Below are 17553 nucleotides of genomic sequence, written 5' to 3' on the forward strand. Positions count from 1 at the left end.
TAGTCATGTGTTGTTCCTTGTTGTCGTGAATGACGGTTAGAAGAAAGAGGCGTTCAGCCGCGCGGACCGGCATCCAGCATGCCGTGCTCCACCAGCTTCTTGCGCAGGGTATTGCGGTTCAGGCCCAGCCACTGGGCCGCCTTGCTCTGGTTGTTGCGGGTCTGCTCCATCACCAGCTCCAGCAGCGGCTTTTCCACGGTGCGCAGCAGCATCTCGTACATGTTGTTGGGTTCCTGCCCCTGCAGGTCATCCAGGTACTGGTGCAGATTACCCCGCACACAGGCTTCCAGTTTGTCGTGTCCCATGAATCCCTTTGTTCGATTGTCTATTTTTTATGCAGATTATGCCGCCTGCCGCCAATTTTCGGCAGTCCGTCCGGCATCGGACTTGATGCAGGGCAAGCGTTCATGCGATTGCTCCAGCGTGCGGAAATAGCCCTCCACCAGCTCGGACTGCAGCTGTGCGTCCTCGACCTGGTTGATCTGCTGACGGAACGCCTCCGCTCCCGGCAGACCGGCCAGGTACCAGCCGATGTGCTTGCGCGCGCTGCGCACGCCGGAAAACTCGCCATGCAGCGCATGGTGGTCCTGCAGATGCTGCAACAGCGCCTCGCGCACCTCGGCCACGCGCGGTGCCGCCAGCTGTTCGCCCGTCGCCAGATAATGCGCGATCTCGCGGAACAGCCAGGGACGACCCATCGCCGCACGGCCCACCATCAGCGCATCGGCACCGGTCTGTGCCAGCACGGCGGCGGCCTTTTCCGGGCTGTCGATGTCGCCATTGGCCACCACCGGAATGCCCAGCTCGGCCTTGATGGCCGCCATGGTCTCGTACTCGGCCGCGCCCTTGTAGCCCTGCTCGCGCGTGCGGCCATGCACGGTCAGCATGGCGATGCCGGCCTGCTCGGCCTGACGCGCCAGCTGCGGCGCATTGCGCCGGTCCGCGGCCCAGCCGGTGCGCATTTTCAGCGTCACCGGCACCTGCCGGGGCGCACAGGCCTGCACCACCGCCTCGATGATCTGCAACGCCAGCGTCTCGTTCTGCATCAGCGCCGAACCGGCCCACTTGTTGCACACCTTCTTCGCCGGGCAGCCCATGTTGATGTCGATGATCTGCGCGCCACGATCGATGTTGTAGCGCGCCGCATCGGCCATTTCCTGCGGATCGACACCGGCGATCTGCACGGCGATCGGACCCGGTTCGCCCTCGTGGTTGGCGCGGCGCGAGGTCTTGAGGCTTTTCCACAAATCCTTGCGCGAGGTCACCATTTCGCTCACCGCATAACCGGCGCCAAAGCGACGGCACAGCTGCCGGAACGGCCGGTCCGTCACCCCCGCCATGGGAGCAACGAACAGCTGGTTCGGCAAGGTGAACTGGGCAATCTGCATGGGTCGGGTCTGCAACGGAAAAAAACCAACGATTCTATCGTGCACAATTTTTATGCACAAGCCTGCGTATACTTGCGCGCCATGGAATCCTTCTTTCAAGCGATGATGGCCGCGCTGTCGCTGCCGCAATACGGGTTGAGCACGGTATTCGTCGTGGCCTTCGTGTCGGCCACGCTGCTGCCCATGGGGTCGGAGCCCGCGGTATTCGGCCTGATCGAACTCAACCCCGCGCTGTTCTGGCCAACGATTCTGGTTGCCACGGTCGGCAACACCCTGGGCGGCGCGCTCAACTGGTGGATCGGCCTGGGCACGCACAAGGCGGTGGACAAGGCACGCCAGGACAAGACCCACCTGCGCGCCCTGGAGTGGCTGGAACGGCTTGGCCCCAAGGCCTGTGTGCTGGCCTGGCTGCCGATCATCGGTGATCCGCTCTGTGCCGTGGCCGGCTGGCTGCGCCTGCCCTTCTGGCCCTGTCTGGGCTGGATGGCGCTGGGCAAGTTCCTGCGTTACCTGACCATGACCGGGCTGCTGTTGTGGGCGGTGCCGGACAGCTGGATCGCGCGCGTGCTGCACTGATTTTCCGGCTGCCGCAGCCCCAAAAGCAATGGCACCCCGCAGGGTGCCATTGCCTTGTGCGGAATCGATACCCGCTTACTTGGTGGCTTCACCAATGCCGTAGCCGACAGCACCGCCAATGGCAGCACCGCCCACGGTACGGCCCACGCTGCCGGAGCCCGTGGTGGCGCCGAGTACGGCACCGGTACCGGCACCAATGGTGGCCGCCTTCTGGCTACGGTTCATGTCGTCCCAGGTGGAGCAACCCACAGTGGCCAGGGAAGCTGCCGCAACAGCAGTGATGGCAATCCAGTTACGCATAGTGTTCTCCTTGCTAGATGACACTGCCCAGACTTCAGGCAGTTGTCGCCATGCTACTGCCGTCCTTGCGCAGGCAGCCGTTACCAGATGCAAGAGTCTGCAAGCAGGTCCTCATGCAGCTGCGGCCAGCAGCTGCGCCCAGTCCGCTGGCCGTGACACATCCAGCACCAGCGCCTGGGGCAATTCCCCGGCAGCCAGCGGCTGGTAGCTCGCCAGCTGGCTTTCCAGCACGGCCAGATCGGCTTCCGATGCATCCTGTCCCTGCTGCTGGCGCTGCTGCACGCGCTGGCGCAGCAGTTCCGGCGTCGCCTGCAGGCTGATGATCCGGAACGGCACATCCACGCGGGCCGCCAGTTGCTGCATCTGCGCGCGGTGCTGGCGTTGCATGAAGGTGGCATCGAGTACCACCGGATAGCCGGCCTGCAGCACCTGCTGCGCCAGCTGCTCCAGCCGGGCATAGGTCTGCTCCGAGGCCGCTTCGGTATAGATATTGGCCTGGCCGCGGCTGCTGGCCAAGGGCGCCAGACCGAACAGGCGCTTGCGCTCGACATCGGCGCGGATGCGGATCGTGCCGGCCTGCGCCGACAGCGCCAGTGCCTGGTAGCTCTTGCCCGATCCCGACAGCCCATGCATGATCCACAGCCGTGGCGCACCCGGCTGGCTCAGGCGATCGGCCAGTTGCAGATAGGCCGTGGCTTCGGGCAGGCCCTGCAGCGCCGCCACCTTGGCGCGCACCAGCGCCCGGTACACCAGGAAATAGCGCAGCGTTTCCAGCCCCGCATAGTCGCCGGTCTGCTCCAGCCAGGTGTTGAGCACGCGCCAGGCCAGATCGGGTCGATCACGGTACAGCAGGTCCATCACCAGAAAGGCCATGTCGGCCATCACGTCCACCCAGCGGAAGGCCGGTGCGAACTCGATGGCGTCGAACGGCACCGGCTTGCCATCCAGCAGCACCAGATTGCCCAGATGCAGATCGCCATGGCATTCGCGGATCCAGCCCTGCTCCCAGCGCTGGTGAAACAGCGGCGCCAGCCGCGCACTTTCGCGCCGCGTCCAGCGCAGCAGGCGCTGCAGCGTGGCGCGCTCGGTCGCGCCGTGCAGACGGCCACGCAGGGTGCCAAAGTTGTCGGCAGCAGCATGGCAAATCGCCAGCGGATCACCATGGGGCGCGCCGGGCTGCGAGACCTCGGCCACGGCATGCATCTGCGCCACCTGCAGCGCCAGCGCATCGAGTTGTTCCGGCTGCAGCGCATCGCGCGCCACCAGCGTGGCCAGCAGGCCGTCCTGGGCAAAGCGGCGCATCTGCACCGCGTAATCGATCACCTCGCCCGTGCCGCCCCAGACCGGCTGCTGCGGCGTGCCGGTGATCGGGATGAGGGCCTCGTACAGTTCCGGCGCGGTACGGCGGTTCAGGCGCAGTTCTTCCTCGCTGCCCTGGCGGCGCAGCGCCAGCGTGCTGTAGTCCAGAAAACCCAGGTTCAGCGGCTTGCGCAGCTTGTAGGCGCGTTCGCCAGCCAGCAAAATCCAGGAGATATGCGTCTGCAGGCATTCGACCGGTTCCTGCGGGTGCTGCAGCTGCAATTGCTGCTGCAGGCGCTCCACCATCTGTTGCGCCGTGGCCAGATCCATCTCCTGCATCATGCGGCCTCCGGCAGGCGACGCAGCAGCGTCACGTGCATCGGGCGCACGAACTGCGCGCCGTCCGGCCCCTGCTGCGCGGCAAACAGGGCCTGCAGCTGATCGCGGATGGCGGCATCGAAACGGCGTTCGGCATAGGTCACGTTGACCATGCGGTTTTCGAAATCGGCAAAGTCGCGGTAGGACACCGGCACATCAAAATACACGTCCTGCACGCGCTCCCAGCCGCCACTGCTGGCGGCACGATCCAGCAACGCCTGCGCCGCAGCGCGCACTTCGCCCTCGTCATTGAACAGGCGTACCAGCTCGTTGAGCGCGCCGTCGTACACCGGCTCGGACACGTACCAGTAGCCGCCCGGGCGCAGCACGCGTCCGATCTCGGCCAGCGCCTGCTCCATCCGTTCCAGCGGCACATGGTGCAGCGACTTCAGCATGATCACCAGGTCAAAGCTGGCATCGGCAAACGGGATCTGGTGTGCGCTGGCCTCGACAAACGTCAGCCGTTCTGCCGGCGCGGCCAGGTTGGCGGCGTGCTGGATGCGGTCCACCTCCAGCCCGACCAGCTGGCTGTCCGGATAGGTCTGCAACAGGTCACGTGCCAGCCGCGCATTGCCACAGCCCAGCTCGATCACGCGCGCCGACTGCAGCGGCACCAGTTCTTTCAGCAACTCCAGCTCATTGACCAGCTGGCGCACAGGGGTATCGGATACGGAATCGGTGGTGGACATGGCGGAGCCGTCAGGAGTCAAGGAATACCCATATTCTATGGATGAATAAAACATGCTGCAGCCGGCAGCCGTTTTGCGATTCCGCGGGTAACCGGCTAGCACTTTGGCGGGGACAGTCCCTATAATCGCGCTTGTCAGGAGAGTGTCGCGTAACGTCATGCGTGGCCGCCGAAGGCGCAGGGTGCATTGCACGCCAGAACGCTCAGGTACCAAGGACTGACAGCCACTTTTCTGTCCGGAAAGTGTGCCCCGCTGGAGAGCGCAGCCCGGAGCTGCCACCGAAGGAGCAAGTTGCCTGCTAGGCAGTGAATCTCTCAGGTACCAGGGACAGCGGGGCCTGCCCTGCCTGCCACGGCCTGTGCCGTGCAGGTTGTCTGTCCTTTTGTGAAAGCGAAACGCCATGTCCCATGCCACGCCGGAAACTGATCTGCAGCTGACTCCCCTCAACGCCCTGCACCTGGAACTGGGTGCCCGCATGGTGCCGTTTGCCGGCTACTCCATGCCGGTGCAATACGAAGGCCTGCTGGCCGAACACAAGCAGACGCGCGAATCCGCCAGCCTGTTCGATGTCTCCCACATGGGCCAGATCCGCATTTCCGGCCCCGATGCCGGCCTGGCGCTTGAAAGCCTGATGCCGATGGACGTGATCGGCCTGGGCGTCGATCGCCAGCGCTACGGCCTGCTGCTGAATGACCAGGGCGGCATCATCGACGACCTGATGTTCGTCAACCGTGGCACGCACTACTTCCTGATCGTCAACGGTGCCTGCAAGGCCGGCGACCTGCAGCACATGCAGGAACGCATCGGCACGCGCTGCACCATCACCCCGATGCCGGAGCAGGGCCTGCTGGCACTGCAGGGTCCGCAGGCCGTGGTGGCGCTGGAGCGCCTGGTACCGGGCGTGCAGGAGCTGGTGTTCATGACCGGTGCCGCCTTCCAGTGGGAGGGCGTCGAGCTCTACATCACGCGCAGCGGCTATACCGGCGAAGATGGTTTCGAGATTTCCGTGCCGGGCGACCGCACCGAGGCGCTGGCCCGCGCCCTGCTGGCCCAGCCCGAAGTCAAGCCGGCCGGCCTGGGCGCGCGCAACTCGCTGCGCCTGGAAGCCGGCCTGGGCCTGTACGGCAATGACCTGGACACCAGCACAACCCCGACCGAAGCCGTGCTCGGCTGGTCGATCCAGAAGGTGCGCCGCACTGGCGGCGAACGCGCCGGCGGCTTCCCCGGTGCCGATGTGGTGCTGGGCCAGATCGACGGCACGCTGCCGGTCACGCGCAAGCGCATCGGCCTGATCAGCAACGGTCGCACCCCGGTGCGCGAGCCGGCCACGCTGGTCAACAGCGCCGGCGAACAGATCGGTGTCATCACCAGCGGCCTGCCCAGCCCGACGCTGGGCCAGCCGATCGCCATGGGCTATATCCAGCCCGACTACCTCAGCAACGGCCAGGAGATCTTCGCGCAGGTGCGCAAGCAGGCCGTGCCGGTGCAGCTGGCCGACATGCCGTTTGTCGCACACAACTACAAGCGCGCCAAGTAAACTTTTCCTGTCCCACCCCAATTCACATTCCTGTTACTGGAGAAACCCATGAGCCTGAAGTACACCGAAGACCACGAATGGATCAAGATCGAAGGCGATATCGCCACCGTCGGCATCACCCTGCACGCGCAGGATGCCCTGGGTGACGTGGTGTTCGTCGAGCTGCCCGAAGTCGGCAGCAGCCACGAGCAGAAGGACGCCATCGGCGTGGTCGAGTCGGTCAAGGCCGCCGCCGACGTCTACATGCCGGTCAGCGGCGAAATCACCGAAGTGAACGAAGCCCTGCAGGACGATCCCTCCGTCATCAACAGCGATCCGCTGAATGCCGGCTGGTTCTTCAAGATCAAGCTGTCCGATGCGTCCCAGCTGGATGCGCTGCTGGACCAGACCGCCTACGACGAACTGCTGAAGAACGCCTGATCCCGGGCCTTCCGTCCCGCCATACCGCGGCCTGCTCCCCTGGGGACAGGCCGCTTCATCCATTCCTGTCGTCCTGCCGGAGCCCCCATGTCCCGCCCTGCCCTGTCCTCCCTGGAAAATGCCAGCGAATTCATCGCCCGCCACATCGGCATCACTGCCGAAGACGAACAGCACATGCTGTCGGTGATCGGTGAAGCCTCGCGCCAGTCCCTGATCGATTCCATCGTGCCGGCCAATATCCGCCGCTCTGCCGCGATGGACCTGCCCCCCGCCGTGACCGAAGCCGATGCACTGGCCGAACTGAAGGCGATTGCCGGCAAGAACCAGCACCAGATCAAGAGCTTCATCGGTCAGGGCTATTACAGCAACCACCTGCCCACGGTGATTCTGCGTAACGTGCTGGAAAACCCCGCCTGGTACACCTCGTACACGCCCTACCAGGCCGAAATCAGCCAGGGCCGCATGGAAGCACTGGTGAACTTCCAGACCATGGTGGCCGAGCTGACCGGCATGCCGATTGCCAACGCCTCCATGCTGGACGAAGCCACCGCCGCCGCCGAAGCGATGACGCTGGCCAAACGCACGGTCAAGGCCAAGGGCCATGTCATCATCGTCAGCGGCGACACGCACCCGCAGACGATCGAGGTCATGCAGACGCGCGCCGCGCCGCTGGAACTGGTGGTCAAGGTGGTGTCGTCGCATGCCGAGTGGGATGCCGCCATCGCTGCTGACGACTACTTTGCCGCGCTGATCCAGTACCCCGCCAGCAGCGGCTGGCTGATGGACTGGAGCGCCGAATCCGACAAGATCCACGCAAAGAACGCGGCCGTCATCATGGCCAGCGACCTGCTGGCGCTGACGCTGCTCAAGACGCCGGGCGACATGGGTGCCGACATCGTCGTCGGCTGTGCCCAGCGCTTCGGCATGCCCATGGGCGCCGGTGGCCCGCACGCCGGCTTCATGGCCTGCATGGACAACTTCAAGCGCAGCATGCCGGGCCGCCTGGTCGGCGTCAGCGTGGACGTGCACGGCAAGCCGGCCTACCGCCTGGCCCTGCAGACGCGCGAACAGCACATCCGCCGCGAGAAAGCCACCAGCAACATCTGTACCGCGCAGGCGCTGCCGGCCATCATCTCCAGCATGTACGCGGTCTACCACGGCCCCGCCGGCCTGAAACGCATCGCCAGCCGCGTGGCCCGCCTGACCGCGATCCTGAAAGCAGGCCTGCAGCAACTCGGCCATGCCGACCTGCATGGCGATACCGCCTTCGACACCATCTGCCTGAAAACCGGCGACGCCACCGATGCCCTGGCCGCACGTGCCGTGCAACTGGGCGCCAACCTGCGCAAGGCCTGGGACACGCACCTGTGCATCTCGCTGGACGAAACCCACACGCGCGCCGATGTCGAGTTGCTGTGGAACATCTTCGGCGAAGGCAAAACCCCGCCCGACTTTGCCGCGCTGGAATCATCCGCTGCCGACCTGATTCCGGAAGCCCTGCGCCGTGACAGCGACTTCATGACGCACCCGGTGTTCAACTCGCACCACAGCGAAACCGGCATGCTGCGCTACATCCGCAGCCTGTCCGACAAGGATCTGGCACTGGACCGCAGCATGATCCCGCTGGGCAGCTGCACCATGAAGCTGAACGCCACCAGTGAAATGATCCCGATCACCTGGGCCGAATTCGCCAACGTGCACCCGTTTGCCCCGCTGGAGCAGCAGGCCGGTTACGCCGAACTGGACCAGCAGCTGCGCCGCTGGCTGTCGGCCATCACCGGCTATGCCGATGTCAGCCTGCAGCCCAACGCCGGTTCGCAGGGCGAATACGCCGGCCTGCTGGCGATCAAGGCCTGGCAGGAAGCGCGCGGCCAGGGCCAGCGCAACATCTGCCTGATCCCGGCCAGCGCCCACGGCACCAACCCGGCCAGCGCCATCATGGCCGGCCTCAAGGTCGTGGTCACCGCCACCGATGCCCAGGGCAACGTCGACATGGACGACCTGAAGGCCAAGTGCGAGAAGCACAGTGAGCAGCTGGCCTGCGTCATGATCACCTACCCGAGCACGCACGGCGTCTTCGAACAGCAGGTCAAGGCGCTATGCAAGCTGGTGCACAGCCATGGCGGCCGCGTCTACCTGGACGGTGCCAACATGAACGCCATGGTCGGCGTGGCCGCGCCCGGCGAGTTCGGCGGCGATGTCAGCCACCTGAACCTGCACAAGACCTTCTGCATCCCGCACGGCGGCGGCGGCCCCGGCGTCGGCCCGGTGTGCGTGGTGGAAGACCTGGTGCCCTACCTGCCCGGCCACCAGACCGGCGGCGACCAGCGCACCATCGGTGCCGTCAGCGCCGCCCCGTACGGCAACGCCAGCGTGTTGCCGATCACCTGGATGTACATCCGCATGATGGGTGCCGACGGCCTGACCCAGGCAACCGAAGCCGCCATCCTGAGCGCCAACTACATCAGCAAGCGTCTGGCCGACCACTACCCGACGCTGTACGCCAGCGCCAACGGTCATGTCGCGCACGAGTGCATTCTGGACCTGCGCGGCCTGAAGGAAACCAGCGGCGTGATGGCCGAAGACGTGGCCAAGCGCCTGGCCGACTACGGCTTCCACGCGCCGACCCTGAGCTTCCCGGTGGCCAACACGCTGATGGTCGAGCCGACCGAGAGCGAGACGCTGGAGGAGCTGGAGCGCTTCATCGACGCCATGATCGCCATCCGCGAGGAGATCCGCCAGGTCGAACAGGGTGCCTGGCCGCAGGACGACAACCCGCTGAAGAATGCGCCGCACACGGCCGACCGCCTGTTGGCTGCCGACTGGGCGCATCCCTACAGCCGCGAAGCCGCTGCCGCGCTGGCCGGCCGCCTGCCGGGTTCGGTGAAGTACTGGCCGCCGGTTGGCCGCGTGGACAACGTCTACGGCGACCGCAACCTGTTCTGCAGCTGCATTCCGCTGTCGGAATTCGCCGAATAAGTCCGACCTGATTGACGGGTTGCCTGCGGTTTTCGGCATAACCGCAGGCAAATACCTATAAAATCAGGCATTACAGCCATTTGGCCCATGCTGCATGGGTCGGAAGCGGGTGCATCTGCCCGTGGCACTATCTGCCCATCCCCAACCTCCGACGCCCGCATGACCCTGCTGCTCCTGCTGGCGCTGCCGTTCCTAGGGAGCGCCCTGGCAGCCCTGCTGCCTACCCACGCCCGAAATACTGCCGCGACCCTGTCTGCGCTGGTGGCTCTTGCCGCCATGGTGCAGGTGGCACTGATGTTCCCCGAACTGCAGGCCGGCCAGGTGCTGCGCGAAGAGTGGGTCTGGTTGCCGAACGTCGGACTCAACTTCATCATCCGGGTCGATGGTTTCGCCTGGATGTTTGCCATGCTGGTCACCGGCATCGGCATGCTGGTAGCCCTCTACGCGCGCTACTACATGTCCAAGGAGGATCCGGTACCGCGCTTCTTCTCCTTCTTCCTCGCCTTCATGGGCGCCATGCTCGGCGTGGTCCTGTCGGGCAACCTGGTACAGCTGGTGTTCTTCTGGGAGCTGACCAGCCTGTTCTCCTTCCTGCTGATCGGCTACTGGCACCACCGCAAGGATGCACGCCGTGGCGCACGCATGGCGCTGACAGTCACCGGCGCCGGCGGCCTGGCGCTGCTGGGCGGTGTGCTGCTGCTGGGTCATATCGCCGGCAGCTACGAACTCGATGTGGTGCTGGCTGCGGGCGACCGCATCCGCGCCCATCCGCTCTACCTGCCGATGCTGCTGCTGGTGCTGCTGGGCGCGCTGACCAAGAGCGCACAGTTCCCCTTCCACTTCTGGCTGCCGCGTGCCATGGCGGCCCCCACGCCGGTATCGGCCTATCTGCACTCGGCCACCATGGTCAAGGCCGGCGTGTTCCTGCTGGCGCGGCTGTGGCCGGCACTCGCCGGCACCGATGCCTGGTTCTGGATACTCGGCACGGCCGGCGTGATCACGCTGGTCATGGGATCGTACAAGGCGATTTTCCAGAACGATCTCAAGGGGCTGCTGGCCTACTCCACGGTCAGCCAGCTGGGCCTGATCGCGGTGCTGCTGTCGCTCAACAGCCCGATGGCGGCCGTCGCCGGCGTGTTCCACATCATCAACCACGCCACCTTCAAGGCCTCGCTGTTCATGACGGCCGGCATCATCGACCACGAAACCGGCACGCGCGACATCCGCCGCCTGTCGGGCCTGATCCACGTGATGCCGATCACCGGCACGCTGGCCATCGTTGCCAGTGCCGCCATGGCCGGCGTGCCGCTGCTCAACGGCTTCCTGTCCAAGGAAATGTTCTTTGCCGAAACCGTGCACCTGTCCAGCGTGGGCTGGGTGGAAGTGGCGCTGCCGCTGCTGGCGCTGTCGGCTTCCATCTTTGCCATGGTGTATTCGCTGCGCTTTACCGCCAGCGTGTTCTTCGGCAAGCTGTCCAAGAACCTGCCGCGCGAACCACACGAGCCGGTGCGCTGGATGCGCATCCCGATCGAGCTGCTGGTACTGATGTGCCTGCTGGTCGGCATGCTGCCCGGCACCGTGATCGGTCCGGTGCTGGATCTGGCCGCAGGCCCTGTCGTGGGCGGCCAGCTGCCCGAGTACAGCCTGGCCCTGTGGCACGGCATCAACGCCCCGCTGATCATGAGCCTGATCGCCATGGCGGGCGGCCTGACGCTGTATCTGCTGCTGCGCAAGCCGCAGGAAGCCGACCGCATCCGCAAGGTGCCCTTCCTGGGCCGTCTGGATGGCGAGCGCATGTTCAACTGGACCATGGCGCTGGTGCAGCAGAGCGCGCGCAGGTTCCAGCGCGTGGCCTATACGCGCCGCCTGCAGGCACAGATGTTCATGCTGATCCTGGCCTGCATCATCGTCGTCACGGCCGCGCTGGCGGTATCCGGCCTGAGCTGGGGCGATCGCCCGGGGCTGCCGCTGACGGCCGACTTTGCCCTGCTGTGGCTGCTGGGCGCTGCCTGCGCCATCGGTGCTGCCGCCCAGGCCAAGTTCCACCGTCTGGCAGCGCTGATCCTGATGGGCGGCGCCGGCCTGGCCACCTGCCTGACCTTTGTCTGGTTCTCCGCCCCCGACCTGGCCCTCACGCAGCTGTCGGTCGAAGTGGTGACCACCATCGTGTTCCTGCTGGCCCTGCGCTGGCTGCCCAAGCGCGAACCGCGCAATGACGGCCTGGACCTGCGCGCCCGCGTGCGCCGCCTGCGCGACCTGATCCTGGCGATCGTGGTGGGTAGCGGCATGGCCGTGCTGTCCTATGCGCTGATGACGCGCCAGACACCCCAGAGCATCTCGCCCTTCTTCCTGGAGCGCGCCTTGCCCGAGGGCGGCGGCACCAACGTGGTGAACGTGATGCTGGTCGATTTCCGTGCCTTCGACACCATGGGCGAAATCGTCGTGCTGGCCGCGGTCGGCCTGACCGTGTATGCGCTGCTGCGCCGCTTCCGCCCGCCGCTGGAAAGCATCGAAATGCCACGCCAGCAGGCCGCCACCCCGGCCGACCTGCTGACAGATCTGGTCAACCCGCGCAACGTGTCCGATACCGCGGTCGGCTACCTGATGGTGCCGGCGGTACTGACGCGCGTGCTGCTGCCGATCACCATGCTGCTGGCGGCCCACCTGTTCCTGCGCGGCCATAACGCGCCTGGTGGCGGCTTTGTCGCCGGCCTGGTGATGTCGATCGGCCTGCTGGCGCAATTCATGATTGCCGGCACGCAGTGGGTCGAGGCGCACTTCAACCTGGACCTGCGCCGCTGGATTTCCTACGGCCTGCTGATTGCCGGCCTGACCGGTCTCGGCTCGCTGGCGCTGGGCTACCCGTTCATGACCACGCACACCGCACACCTCACGCTGCCGCTGCTGGGCGAGGTCCACCTGCCGACCGCAGCCCTGTTTGACCTGGGCGTGTTCATGGTGGTGGTCGGTTCCACCCTGCTGATGCTGACCGCGATTGCCCACCAGTCGATCCGCCGCCAGCGCAAGCCGGTGCGCGACGAAGGCGCCACCTCCGAATCGGTGGCCCCGGACCGCGAGGAACGCGAAGAATACGAGAAGGAGAACACCTGATGGAAATCGTCATGGCCATCGCCATCGGCATCCTGACCGGCTCCGGCATCTGGCTGGTGCTGCGTCCGCGCACCTTCCAGCTCATCATCGGGCTGTCCCTGCTGTCCTATGCCGTCAACCTGTTCATCTTCGTGTCCGGCAGCCTGACCATTGCGCGTGAACCGATCGTGCTGTCCTGGCTGCTGCCGACGCTGCAGAACTACACCGACCCGATGCCGCAGGCGCTGGTGCTGACCGCCATCGTGATCGGCTTTGCCACCACCGCCCTGTTCCTGGTGGTGATGCTGGCCGCGCGCGGCCTGGCCGACACCGACCATGTGGACGGCAAGGAGTACAAGCCGAAGGAGTACCAGCCGTGAGGGAGTGGATTTCCGGCCTGATGCCGCACCTGCTGGTGGCACCGGTGCTGCTGCCGATGCTGACCGCCGCCCTCATGCTGATGCTGGGCGAGCGCACCAGCTGGGCCAAGCGCATCACGGCGCTCCTGTCCTGTTCCCTGGGCGTGGTCATCGCGCTGCTGCTGCTGATCTGGGTGCGCGGCGGCGATGGCGCACTCGGCGTGGGCGTCTATCTGCCGGGCAACTGGCAGGTGCCCTTCGGCATCTCGCTGGTCGCCGACCGGCTTTCCGCCATGATGCTGCTGATCACCTCCGTGATCGGCCTGTGCGCGATGCTGTTTGCCATGGCCGGCTGGGATCGGGCCGGGGTGCACTTCTATTCGCTGTTCCAGCTGCAGCTGATGGGCCTGAACGGGGCCTTCCTGACCGCCGACCTGTTCAACCTGTTCGTGTTCTTCGAGATCATGCTGACGGCCTCCTACGGGCTGCTGCTGCATGGCACGGGCTGGCCACGGGTACGCTCCGGCATGCACTATATCGCCTTCAACCTGATGGCCTCGCTGCTGTTCCTGCTCGGTGCCGCCATGCTGTATGGCGTCACCGGCACGCTCAACATGGCCGACATGGCCACCAAGATCCCGCTGATTCCGGACAGTGACCGCGGCCTGCTGCATGCCGGAGCCGCCCTGCTGGCGATGGCCTTCCTGTCCAAGGCTGCCATCTGGCCGCTGAACTTCTGGCTGGCACCGGCCTACTCGGCCGCCAGTCCGGCCGTGGCGGCGCTTTTTGCCGTGATGACCAAGGTCGGCCTGTACGCGCTGCTGCGCCTGTGGACGCTGCTGTTCCCGCCCAGCGCCACCGGCTCCGAGCTGTTCGGCAGCCAGTGGCTGACCTGGGGCGGCCTGCTCACCGTCGGCTTCGCCTCCATCGGCATGCTGGCCTCGCAACGCCTCGGCAAGCTGGCCGGCTTCTCGGTGCTGGCCTCCTCCGGCACGCTGCTGGCAGCCTTCGGTTTTGGCCAGGCAACCGTCACCGGCGGCGCACTGTACTACCTGATCAGCTCCACACTCGCCATCAGCGCCCTGTTCCTGGTCATCGACCTGATCGAACGCGCCCGCCAGGAAGAGGAAAAAGTCCCGACCTACGACCCGGACGAGGAAAGCCTGCCATTCCCGATCGGGCTGCTGGAACCACCGCCCGAAACCAACCTGGACGAAAAGGAAGAAGCGCTGATCGGTCGGGCCATTCCGGGAGCGATTGCGGTACTGGGCGTCTCCTTCATCATGTGCGCGCTGCTGATTGCCGGCCTGCCGCCCATGTCCGGCTTTGTCGGCAAGGTGGTGATGCTGACCGGCCTGCTCAACCCGCACGGCCTGGGTGTCTACGGCACCGAAATCCCGACCACGGCCTGGGTACTGCTGGTCATGCTCATCGTTTCCGGCCTGCTCGCCACCATCGCCTACTCGCGCGCCGGCATCCGCTTCTTCTGGGCTCCGCAGGATCGGCCGGCCCCCTGGCTGCGCGTGATCGAGATCGTGCCGATCACGGTGCTGCTCGGCCTGTGCGTACTGCTGATCGTGCATGTCGGCTCGGTGCTGCGCTATACCGAACGCACCGCGCACATGCTGCATGTGCCCACCGCCTACATCGATGCCGCCAAGGCCACGCGCGTCAAGCCCGGCCCGACCTCGCAGCCGCAGCCGGCCGCCGTGCCGCATCCGGTACCGGTGCCGCAGCAGCCGGCCGTATCCGCCCCGGTGCTCACACCGCGCATCGCGCCGGTACCGATGCCCGCGGCCAGCCCGCCGGCCACGGTGCCGCCGGCCCTGCCAGGAGCTTCCTCATGATGCGCCGCCTGTTTCCCGCCCCGCTGCTGTCGGCCTCGCTGGTCGCCATCTGGCTGCTGATGAACGAATCGCTGTCTGCCGGCAACTGGATCCTGGCGCTGCTGCTGGGCTGGCTGCTGCCGCTGCTGTTTGCCCCGCTGCGGCCGCAACGTCCACGCATCCGCCGCCCGCTGCTGCTCACGCGCCTGATCCTGCGCGTGGGCTACGATGTATTGCTTTCGGTCGGGGAAGTCGCCCATGGTGTGTTCCTGTCCAGTCGGCGCGAGCCCAACAGCCAGTTCGTGGTCATTCCGCTGGAGCTGCGCGATCCCAGCGCGCTGGCCTCGCTGGCCGTGATCACCACCGTGGTACCGGGCACCGTCTGGTGCGAACTGGCGCGCGACAGCAGCGCCGTCATGCTGCACGTCTGGGACCTGCAGGATGAAGCCGAATTCATCCAGATGTACAAGTCCCGCTACGAAGCTGCCCTGCTGGAGATTTTCCAATGATCGACCTGATGCAATCCATGAATCCGGTCCTGCATGTGGCCCTGCTGTTCACGCTGTTCTGCTATGCCCTGGCAGTCTGCATGGCGCTGTGGCGGCTGCTGCACGGGCCTTCCGCCCAGGACCGCATCCTGGCGCTGGACTACATCTACATGGTAGCCATGCTGGCGATTCTGGCGCTGGGCATCCGCAACATGAGTACCATGTACTTCGAGGCGGCCCTGCTGATCGCGCTGACCGGCTTTGTCAGTTCGGCAGCACTGGCCAAGTTCCTGCTGCGCGGGGAGGTGATCGAATGAATACGGTACTGCCCTGGTGGATCGAGACCGTGGTCTCGCTGCTGCTGGTGGCCAGCGGCATTTTCACGCTGCTGGCCAGTTGGGGACTGCTGCAGCTGAAGAGCTTTTTCAAGCGCCTGCACCCGACCGCCCTGGTCACCACGGCGGCCTCCTGGTGCGTCACGCTGGCCTCGGTGATCTATTTCAGCACGGTCAATGCGCGGCTGTCGCTCAGCACCTGGCTGATCATCATCATCCTGTCGATTTCGGTGCCGATCACCACCGTGCTGCTGGCACGCGCCGCCGTGTTCCGGCACCGCCAGGCCGGTGACCCGCGACTGCCGAAACCGCTGCTGCGGGCACGCCAACAGCAGCAGAAGTAATCAGGCGCTACGCGGGACGGGCGAGCCCAGGCGTTCCGGCGACACGTAGAACCGGCGGTACTCCTCGAACGGCATGGTGTCGGCCGCCTCGATGGCCTGTTGCTGCTTGACCGAGTCAGCGGCCAGGCCGGCAAAGACCGCGCGCTCTTCGGCACTCGGCGGCTGCGCCAGCATGCGCGCACGCACTTGCGCCGAACGTTCGCGCACAAAGGCCACAAAGGTCTGATCGGCCGTCGCCAGGGTCTGCGCCAGCACGCGCGCCGAGGGCAGGCGTGCCGGATCATCCAGACTGGCCTGGGCTGCGGCAAGGGCCTGGGCATGGCCGGTTCCGCCGAGCTGGGCATCCAGCTGCTGCGCCAGCGGCTGCATCTCGTCCAGCAGCTGCTGCGCCCATTCGGTCAGCACCACTTCGGCACCGTTGCGCTCCAGGCGCAGGCCGGGCTCGCGGCCACGCGCCGCCACCAGCTGCTGGTTGCGGCCCAGCGCCTCGATTTCTTCCAGGCTGTCGGGCGGGCTGTCGCTTAGCAGCGCATGCAGCAGGAACACATCCAGGAAGCGCATGGTATCGAGATCGATACCCACATCCAGGAACGGATTCAGGTCCATCAGGCGCACTTCCACATATTCCACGCCGCGTTCGCGCAGCGCATGCAAGGGGCGCTCGCCCTGGCGGATCACGCGCTTGGGACGAATGGTGCCGTAGAACTCGTTCTCGATCTGCAGCAGGGCGGTATCGAGCTGGTTGTAGTCGCCACCGGGGTTGGTGATGCCGATTGCCTCATAGGGAGCGTAGGGCTGTGTCAGGGCATTGTTGAGCGAAGCGGCATAGCCTTCCAGACTGTTGTAGCTCACGTGCAGCGAGGACTGGGCATCGCTCTGGTAGCCCAGCCGGCCCATGCGCAGCGAGGTGGCATGCGGCAGGTACATGGTCTTTTCGCCCAGCGGCTGCAGCATGTGGTCGCGGCCTTCGACAAAGGTCTTGCACACGGCCGGCGATGCGCCAAACAGGTAGAGCAACAGGAAGGCATGGCGGCGAAAGTTGCGGATCAGGCCAAAATAGCCATCGCTGTCCACGCCGGGCATCGACCAGTTGTAGTGGATGCCGGAAATCGTCTGCATGCGACGACCGTAGCGATGGCCCAGCCCCATGCGGTAGACGCTCTTGGCCCGGCCCACGTTGGAGTTGCCGTAGCGCCCCAGCGGAATCGTCTCGTCCGTTGGCAGGCCGCAGGGCATGCTGGCCACCCACAGCATCTCGTCACCGTTTTCCGCCAGCACCTGGTAGACCTCGCGGTGCACCCGCTCCAGCTCGCCCAGGGCCTGTTCGGCACTGGCATGCACCTGGGTCACCAGCTCCAGCTGCGATTCGCTGAAGTCCGTGGTGATGTGCGGGTGCGTGAGCGGCGAGCCCAGCTGCGCCGGATGCGGCGTCAGGGCCAGTTTGCCATCAGGCAGGGCGCGCAGGCTTTCCTTTTCGAGGCCGCGGCGCATGCCTTTCAGCTGCTCAGGGGTCAGTTGCCCCATCTTCTTTTGCAGGTCGGTCAT

16 protein-coding genes and 2 riboswitches are annotated in these 17553 nt (G+C 65.7%); of the genes, 10 read left to right on the top strand and 6 right to left on the bottom strand.

The window, feature by feature from the left end; genetic code table 11:
• Nucleotides 1-53: 53 nt before the first annotated feature.
• Together C513_RS0103155 and dusB are read right to left on the bottom strand one after the other, a co-directional pair.
• On the bottom strand, nucleotides 54-305 hold the full coding sequence (locus C513_RS0103155) for a helix-turn-helix domain-containing protein (protein ID WP_018714578.1): 252 nt from the start codon (nucleotides 303-305) through the stop codon (nucleotides 54-56).
• A 36-nt stretch (nucleotides 306-341) separates the two neighbouring features.
• Nucleotides 342-1388, bottom strand: a complete 1047-nt coding sequence (gene dusB / locus C513_RS0103160; RefSeq protein ID WP_018714579.1) for a tRNA dihydrouridine synthase DusB — start codon at nucleotides 1386-1388, stop codon at nucleotides 342-344.
• A gap of 81 nt (nucleotides 1389-1469) precedes the next feature.
• Between dusB and C513_RS0103165 the strand changes: the two genes are divergently transcribed.
• A complete protein-coding gene (locus C513_RS0103165; protein ID WP_033394807.1) occupies nucleotides 1470-1964 on the top strand; it encodes a YqaA family protein in 495 nt (164 codons plus the stop codon).
• A 75-nt stretch (nucleotides 1965-2039) separates the two neighbouring features.
• On the opposite strand, the gene C513_RS0103170 is transcribed toward C513_RS0103165, so the two are convergent.
• The 3 genes from C513_RS0103170 to C513_RS0103180 form a co-directional block, all read right to left on the bottom strand.
• Nucleotides 2040-2264 (bottom strand): hypothetical protein, encoded by a 225-nt coding sequence (locus C513_RS0103170; protein WP_018714581.1) that lies wholly within the window; start codon nucleotides 2262-2264, stop codon nucleotides 2040-2042.
• Between the two features lie 111 nt (nucleotides 2265-2375).
• Nucleotides 2376-3905 carry a bifunctional aminoglycoside phosphotransferase/ATP-binding protein gene (locus tag C513_RS12595; protein ID WP_018714582.1) on the bottom strand — a complete coding sequence of 510 codons (1530 nt, stop codon included), beginning with the start codon at nucleotides 3903-3905 and terminating at the stop codon, nucleotides 2376-2378.
• Entirely contained in the window at nucleotides 3902-4630 is a 729-nt protein-coding gene (locus C513_RS0103180; RefSeq protein ID WP_018714583.1) for a class I SAM-dependent methyltransferase, read from the bottom strand. The genes C513_RS12595 and C513_RS0103180 overlap by 4 nt, the downstream gene beginning before the upstream one ends.
• Nucleotides 4631-4755: 125 nt before the next feature.
• Nucleotides 4756-4859, top strand: a riboswitch (glycine riboswitch).
• A 13-nt stretch (nucleotides 4860-4872) separates the two neighbouring features.
• A riboswitch (glycine riboswitch) is annotated at nucleotides 4873-4971 on the top strand.
• A gap of 59 nt (nucleotides 4972-5030) precedes the next feature.
• Here C513_RS0103180 and gcvT point away from each other — a divergent pair.
• The 9 genes from gcvT to C513_RS0103225 all read left to right on the top strand — a co-directional run bounded on the left by gcvT (nucleotide 5031) and on the right by C513_RS0103225 (nucleotide 16008).
• Nucleotides 5031-6167, top strand: a complete 1137-nt coding sequence (gene gcvT, locus C513_RS0103185) for a glycine cleavage system aminomethyltransferase GcvT (protein ID WP_018714584.1) — start codon at nucleotides 5031-5033, stop codon at nucleotides 6165-6167.
• 48 nt (nucleotides 6168-6215) lie between these two features.
• Nucleotides 6216-6587 carry a glycine cleavage system protein GcvH gene (gene gcvH, locus C513_RS0103190; protein WP_018714585.1) on the top strand — a complete coding sequence of 124 codons (372 nt, stop codon included), beginning with the start codon at nucleotides 6216-6218 and terminating at the stop codon, nucleotides 6585-6587.
• 87 nt (nucleotides 6588-6674) lie between these two features.
• A complete protein-coding gene (gcvP, locus tag C513_RS0103195; RefSeq protein ID WP_018714586.1) occupies nucleotides 6675-9566 on the top strand; it encodes an aminomethyl-transferring glycine dehydrogenase in 2892 nt (963 codons plus the stop codon).
• A gap of 159 nt (nucleotides 9567-9725) precedes the next feature.
• Nucleotides 9726-12677, top strand: a complete 2952-nt coding sequence (locus C513_RS0103200) for a monovalent cation/H+ antiporter subunit A (RefSeq protein ID WP_018714587.1) — start codon at nucleotides 9726-9728, stop codon at nucleotides 12675-12677.
• Nucleotides 12677-13036, top strand: coding sequence for a Na+/H+ antiporter subunit C (locus C513_RS0103205; RefSeq protein ID WP_018714588.1), 360 nt, complete (start codon nucleotides 12677-12679; stop codon nucleotides 13034-13036). Before C513_RS0103200 ends, C513_RS0103205 begins: the two co-directional genes overlap by 1 nt.
• Before the next feature lie 20 nt (nucleotides 13037-13056).
• On the top strand, nucleotides 13057-14862 hold the full coding sequence (locus C513_RS12600; protein WP_018714589.1) for a monovalent cation/H+ antiporter subunit D: 1806 nt from the start codon (nucleotides 13057-13059) through the stop codon (nucleotides 14860-14862).
• On the top strand, nucleotides 14859-15350 hold the full coding sequence (locus tag C513_RS0103215) for a Na+/H+ antiporter subunit E (RefSeq protein ID WP_018714590.1): 492 nt from the start codon (nucleotides 14859-14861) through the stop codon (nucleotides 15348-15350). The genes C513_RS12600 and C513_RS0103215 overlap by 4 nt, the downstream gene beginning before the upstream one ends.
• Nucleotides 15347-15646 (top strand): K+/H+ antiporter subunit F, encoded by a 300-nt coding sequence (locus tag C513_RS0103220; RefSeq protein WP_018714591.1) that lies wholly within the window; start codon nucleotides 15347-15349, stop codon nucleotides 15644-15646. The genes C513_RS0103215 and C513_RS0103220 overlap by 4 nt, the downstream gene beginning before the upstream one ends.
• Complete coding sequence (locus tag C513_RS0103225; RefSeq protein ID WP_018714592.1) at nucleotides 15643-16008, top strand: monovalent cation/H(+) antiporter subunit G; 366 nt, start codon at nucleotides 15643-15645, stop codon at nucleotides 16006-16008. The genes C513_RS0103220 and C513_RS0103225 overlap by 4 nt, the downstream gene beginning before the upstream one ends.
• Here C513_RS0103225 and gshA read toward each other — a convergent pair whose 3' ends face one another.
• Nucleotides 16009-17553, bottom strand: a complete 1545-nt coding sequence (gene gshA, locus C513_RS0103230) for a glutamate--cysteine ligase (RefSeq protein ID WP_018714593.1) — start codon at nucleotides 17551-17553, stop codon at nucleotides 16009-16011.

Source organism: Allobrachymonas chironomi DSM 19884, assembly GCF_000374625.1.
Taxonomy (GTDB): Bacteria; Pseudomonadota; Gammaproteobacteria; order Burkholderiales; family Burkholderiaceae_C; genus Brachymonas; species Brachymonas chironomi.